The organism is Streptomyces niveiscabiei, from assembly GCF_001419795.1.
Taxonomy (GTDB): domain Bacteria; phylum Actinomycetota; class Actinomycetes; order Streptomycetales; family Streptomycetaceae; genus Streptomyces; species Streptomyces niveiscabiei.
Map to the genome: position 1 here is coordinate 1 of NZ_LIRL01000395.1, position 5069 is coordinate 5069.

At 68.4% G+C, this 5069-nt stretch carries 8 protein-coding genes and 1 pseudogene; 5 read left to right on the forward strand and 4 right to left on the reverse strand.

Annotated features, from left to right (window positions below):
- Positions 1 to 455, reverse strand: a pseudogene (locus AOK24_RS19570) (hypothetical protein); the annotation flags it as partial.
- A gap of 193 nt (positions 456 to 648) precedes the next feature.
- Complete coding sequence (locus AOK24_RS19575; protein WP_079056890.1) at positions 649 to 1152, reverse strand: ATP-binding protein; 504 nt, start codon at positions 1150 to 1152, stop codon at positions 649 to 651.
- 159 nt (positions 1153 to 1311) lie between these two features.
- On the opposite strand from AOK24_RS19575, the gene AOK24_RS19580 reads away from it, so the two are divergent.
- Together AOK24_RS19580 and AOK24_RS19585 are read left to right on the forward strand one after the other, a co-directional pair.
- Positions 1312 to 2184 (forward strand): helix-turn-helix domain-containing protein, encoded by an 873-nt coding sequence (locus AOK24_RS19580; RefSeq protein ID WP_055721363.1) that lies wholly within the window; start codon positions 1312 to 1314, stop codon positions 2182 to 2184.
- Positions 2181 to 2393, forward strand: coding sequence for a DUF397 domain-containing protein (locus AOK24_RS19585; protein WP_055721364.1), 213 nt, complete (start codon positions 2181 to 2183; stop codon positions 2391 to 2393). Before AOK24_RS19580 ends, AOK24_RS19585 begins: the two co-directional genes overlap by 4 nt.
- A gap of 8 nt (positions 2394 to 2401) precedes the next feature.
- On the opposite strand, the gene AOK24_RS50830 is transcribed toward AOK24_RS19585, so the two are convergent.
- Together AOK24_RS50830 and AOK24_RS19595 are read right to left on the reverse strand one after the other, a co-directional pair.
- Entirely contained in the window at positions 2402 to 2590 is a 189-nt protein-coding gene (locus AOK24_RS50830; RefSeq protein ID WP_240554009.1) for a helix-turn-helix domain-containing protein, read from the reverse strand.
- A 112-nt stretch (positions 2591 to 2702) separates the two neighbouring features.
- Positions 2703 to 3062: a type II toxin-antitoxin system RelE/ParE family toxin gene (locus AOK24_RS19595; RefSeq protein WP_055721368.1), complete on the reverse strand. Its 360-nt coding sequence runs from the start codon at positions 3060 to 3062 to the stop codon at positions 2703 to 2705.
- Positions 3063 to 3119: 57 nt separating this feature from the next.
- Between AOK24_RS19595 and AOK24_RS19600 the strand changes: the two genes are divergently transcribed.
- From AOK24_RS19600 to AOK24_RS19610, 3 genes are all read left to right on the forward strand, one after another.
- Positions 3120 to 3755, forward strand: a complete 636-nt coding sequence (locus AOK24_RS19600) for a hypothetical protein (RefSeq protein ID WP_055721365.1) — start codon at positions 3120 to 3122, stop codon at positions 3753 to 3755.
- Positions 3756 to 3909: 154 nt separating this feature from the next.
- A complete protein-coding gene (locus tag AOK24_RS19605) occupies positions 3910 to 4260 on the forward strand; it encodes an effector-associated constant component EACC1 (protein WP_063799483.1) in 351 nt (116 codons plus the stop codon).
- A gap of 5 nt (positions 4261 to 4265) precedes the next feature.
- Positions 4266 to 5069: caspase family protein (locus tag AOK24_RS19610; protein ID WP_206191237.1), on the forward strand; the 804-nt coding region annotated here is incomplete at its 3' end.

The window sequence follows — 5069 nt, forward strand, 5'->3', positions numbered from 1 at the left end:
GGTGGTGGGGCCGTCGGCGGTTCCGGTTCGCGGGGTCGTTTTGGGGTCGGCGGTACGGGGTCGTCGTCGCCGGGGTCCTTGGGGCCGTACGCCCCCGGGTTGTTGTACGACACCGTCCGTGTCACCACGTGCCCCGAGGCCAGCCGCTGGCGTTCCCGGCGGAGGTAGCCGTGCGCCTCCAACTCCCGTAGCCCCGAGGCGATTCGGTCGGCGCCCTCGACGAAGCGACCCGTGAGGGCCTTGATGCTGATGGGAGCGCCGGCGGGGAGTGACTGGATGTGCGTGCCGAGTCCGATCGCGAGCAGCGACAGGTCCGGGTGCTGGGCGAGGTGGTTGCCGATCACCGTGAAGCGGGCGGTGTGGCGGACGGTGACGTGCGTGACGCCGTGGGGGGAGAAATCGGCGGGGAGGGGGAGGTGGGCGTACGAGGGCGCGTTAGTGTTTTCTTTAACCATCGGGAAGAGGATCAGCTTCCTAGGTGGTCAGGCCCTCGTTCGGGATTCCGAGTCCCGGCGGGGGCCGACTTTTTTGTGTGGTGGGCGCGAGCATAGGGCAGGCCCTTTTTGGGGTGTCAAGCTATGGGGAGAGCTTGCACCGGGCGCCGTGGGGGACGGAGGGGGTTGGGAAAGGTACTTTCCACCCCAGTACTTACTGGTGGTTGACCTCGCGCCGCCTCGAACTCCCGCCCGCCGGAACGCCGTTCACCGGTACGGCGTTCCCCGCGAGGCGGTCGTTGCGCAGCCCGATCTCCGCCCACACGGTCTTGCGGGGCGTGGGGCCGAACGACACGCCCCACCTCGACGTCAGCGCGTCCATGAGAGCGAGCCCTCGCCCCGACTCGCCCTCCTCCAGCGGGAGTTGGCAGTTCGGTACGGCGTCGTCGCGCGTGTCGGTCACCTCCAGGCGGAGCGTCTCGCCGAGGACGTACATCGCGACACGGAAGTCCCTGCCGGGGACGCGGCCGTGCGTCGCCGCGTTGTTCGCCAGCTCGGCGATCACCTGTTGCGCCGGGTACAACGGGAGTCCCCAGCAACGGAGTTGTTCCGTGACCAGGAGACGGGCCAGGCGTGCACCCCGGCGCGTGGGGGAGAGTTGCACGCAGAAGGTGAGGGCGGGGAGGGGGGCTGGGGTCTGGGGAGATTCGCTGTTCACGTGACCCAGGGTGGCGGGAAGTGGCTAGCGTTATCGGCTACTTGGCGACTGCGTACGGTAACTGTCTTGGCGCTGTCCAGTGGTGTCTAGGGCGTCTAGACCGTTGGTTGGGTACCTGGCGTCGCGAGGAGGTCACGGTACGCAGTGAAAGGGCGGGCCATGTCGGAGAGTGCGCAGCAGACCAACAAGGGTGAGGAAGAGCCGGGTTGGGCCCCTGACCCGGACGACGAGTGGGGGCTGGCGGTACTGGAGACCGCCGGGCGGCAGATCAAGAAGTGGCGCGAGCTGCGGAAGATGCGGGCGGTGCAGTTCGGGAAGCTGGTGAATTACAGCGAGGACATGATCTACAAGATTGAGCGGGGGGAGCGGATTCCGGCGCGGTTGGACTTCTACGACCGGGCGGACGAGGTGCTGGAGGCCGGGGGGATGGTCGCCGAGCTGCGGGAGAACGTGCAGAAGGTGCGGTATCCGAAGAAGGTGCGGGACTTGGAGAAGATCGAGGGCGTGGCCGTCGAGATCGGGGTGTACGTCTGCAACAGCCTGCCGGGGTTGTTGCAGACGCCGGAGCACGCGGAGGCGTTGTTGCGCTCCTGGCAGCCGACCTACTCCTCGGAAGAGGTGCAGCGGCGGCTGGCGGCGAGGATGGCCCGTAAGTCCGTCTTCGAGCGGGACCCGGCGCCTTCCATGCACTTCGTGCTCGAAGAGGCGATTCTCCGGCGCCATGTTGGGGGCACAATGGCCTGGAGGCGGCAGCTCGAACACCTGCTGGAGGTAGGGCGGTTGGACTTCGTCACCCTTCAGGTCATGCCGACCAACTCCGACCCTCACCCGGGGCTGGACGGCAAGATGGAGCTGTTCAAGTTCGCGGACGGATCGGCGGCAGGTCGTGCCGACCGCCTCTTCAACGGCCGGGCCACCAAGGACCCGAAGCAACTCCGCATCATCGAGTTGCAATATGGCACGATCCGATCGCTGGCCCTCCCGCCCCGGGAGACGCTGGTCGACATTGAACGACTGCTGGGAGAAACATGATCCGCAAGGCCCTCGCCGGTGACACCTCCGAACTGGCGTGGTTCAAGAGCAGTTACAGCGACGGCCCCAACGGCGACGACTGCATCGAGATCGCCACCACCCCCACCTGCGTACACATCCGCGACTCGAAGCTCACCTCCTCCAGCCCCACCTTCCAGGTCACCCCCACCACCTGGTCCACCTTCATCTCCCACACCACCTCCCCCTGACCCTGCCGTCAGGCGGCCTGAGACGTGAAGCTCACCGACAGATCGCTGTCCGGCGTGATGTCCAGGTGGAGGGTGGATTCCAGGGCCGTGGCCAGGCGTTCGAGCAGCGGGATCGTGGGAGTCGCGCCGCCGTGTTCCAATCGGGAGACGGCGGCCTGAGTCATACCCGCGCGCTCGGCCAGCCGGGCCTGCGTCATCCCCAGTGCCGTACGGCGGTCCCGGACGGCCTTCCCGAACAGGTAGCCCGGCGGGCCTCCTGGTATCCCTCACGGGACCGGTCGGCGTCGGTGATCTCCCAACGGGCGTGGCTCATGGCGTGTCCTCCGGGAAGCGGTCGTAGACGGTGTGGGCGGGTGGGTGCTCGGCTTCGCAGGTTTTCTGCGCGAGGAGAGCGCGTTGTACCTCCGCTGTCTCCTGGCGTTGCGTCTTGGGGAAGACGGTGAGGAACACGATGCGGCGGTTCGGCGCGAGCCAGTAGGTGATGCGGTAGTGCTGCTGCCCGAGGCGGAACCGGAGTTCCCGGACCTTGCCGCCGAGATGGCGGCTGTAGGGCTCGTCCAGTATCCCGTCGTAGTCGACGAGGAGGTCGGCGTAGAACATGACCCGCCCGTGGTCGTGCGGCGTGAGGGTGTCTGACCACTTCTCGACCTCTGGTTCGAGTTTGATCAGGTCCTGGGCCTCTAGGTGGCCGGCCCTCTGGCTGCTGAGGAAGGCGAGGAGGAGGGCATGGGTGATCTGTACCCGGACGTGGTTGCTTCCGGTGGGCTCGGGGCTGCTGTGCGGGAGGCCGCGCGGTGGCGGGGGCGCGATGTCGGGGTGCCGGATTGGGCCACCGAGGACGTCACGGTCGAGACGACGAGGGGGTACGTGTCGGTCGATCCGTCCGATGAGGAGCGGCTCTTCCGTGTGCGTGTCCACATTCCCGGCTTCGCCTGGGAGATCGGGGCCACGGACGATCTCGGGCTCCTCGTCGACGTGATCGCCGCCTGGCGGGACGGTGTGCCGCTCGACGTGCTGGCCGAGGAGTTCGCGTTCCTGGAACTGGAGGAATTCGCCGGAGCGCTCGACAGGGGGGAGCCGACCGCTGCTCAGTGGACCGACCTCCTGTCCTCCGACTCCGGCCCGGGAGACCTTCTGCGCCGTCTCCACTCGGACGAGGTGCTGCGGAACATGTTCCCGACGGTCACGCACGGCGCCGTACGCCTGCGGGTGGACCCGCTGAACCGGGCGAGCCGTCAGGTCCTGGTGCACGATCTGCGCGAAGGCCGCTACGAGGTCCTGCGGCCCGGCACGGCCTGGGCAGAGGTCTCGGCCGAGGATCTCGTCCCTCACCTGCGAGCGGCCCTCGACGAGGACAGGTGAACGCCGTGGGGCACGGGCCGGGGCTCTGCAAGTCCGTCGGCGGGGTTCGTGGCGCGGACGCCGGTGGAGGAGCCGGCCGGGTGTGGTGCACGAGGGATCGGGGGTTGTGTCCAAAGGGTCCCCCCGGCGTGGGAGCGGTGCCATGATGAGAGGTATGGCTGAGGGGGAAGCGGTACCTGGATCGCGGGTGCGGATTCGGTTCGACGGGGACCCGGGGGACGCCGACGCGCTGAAGGCGTGGCTGGAGCGCGAGGAGTGGCTCGGGGCGCGGGTGCGTGAGGGGAAGCTGCGGATCGTGGAGCAGCCCGGCGCCGATGGGGGCCGGGAGCATATGGGCGGTGCGCTGGAGGTGGTCGTCCAGGTCCTTGCGGCGACCGCGAGCCTCACGGAGATCGTGCGGAACGTGCAGCTCTCGGTGCAGGCGTGGCGGGCCAACTCCAATCAGGTCGACCGGGAGGACACCCCCGATCCCCGGGTGGACCCGCTGGAACCCGACCAGGACTAGCCACGATGAGCGCCTTCGACCCGCGCGAGAAGGTCAACCGGGCACTGGTGGTCGGCGTCTCCGAGTACGACCGCGTGCTGCCCCGCGACCCGAGCGGTGTCCCCGGTCAGCTGCAAGCCGTCGTCCACAACCGCAACCGGCTCTACGACGTCCTGCGGTGGAAGGGCGTCTTCGGCGGCGAGGACGCGGTGAGGGTCAGCTCCTCACCCCGGCTGGACGATTTCTGGGACGACCTGGAGCACGCGGTCCGGGACGCCGAGGGGCTGCTGCTGTTCTACTTCGCCGGACACGCGGTCGCCTCCAAGCCCGGCGACGAGATCCACCTCCAGATGCGCAACGCGCAGATCGAACCCGGCGACGGCGAGACCAAGCTGGGCTCCGCGAAGTTCAAGGACGTCCTCGTCAAACTGGCCCGGAGCAGGGCCGAACGGGTCCTGGTGATCCTGGACTGCTGCTACGCGGGCAACGTGAGCGGCAGCCGCAACCGGATCGGTGACGCCCGGCGCCAGCAGGAGATCCTGCTCCTGATGAGCGTCCAGCAGAACCGCCGTATCCCGCCGGGCGACCACAGCAGAGCCACCCCCTTCACCGACCAGCTCATCGAAGTCCTCGACGGCGCCGGGGAGTTACGCCTCTCCACGCTGTACGAGGAACTGAAGCGGCGGATGAGCGAGGCACAGGTCCGCACGGACTCCGGCGAGCCCCAGACACCGAAGGGCGACTGGGAACAGGGCGAGGACCTCCTCCTGCGGTCCGACGAACCGCTGGAGCCGCCGCCCCCCGAACCCCCGCCCGGGGTGAACCTCGTA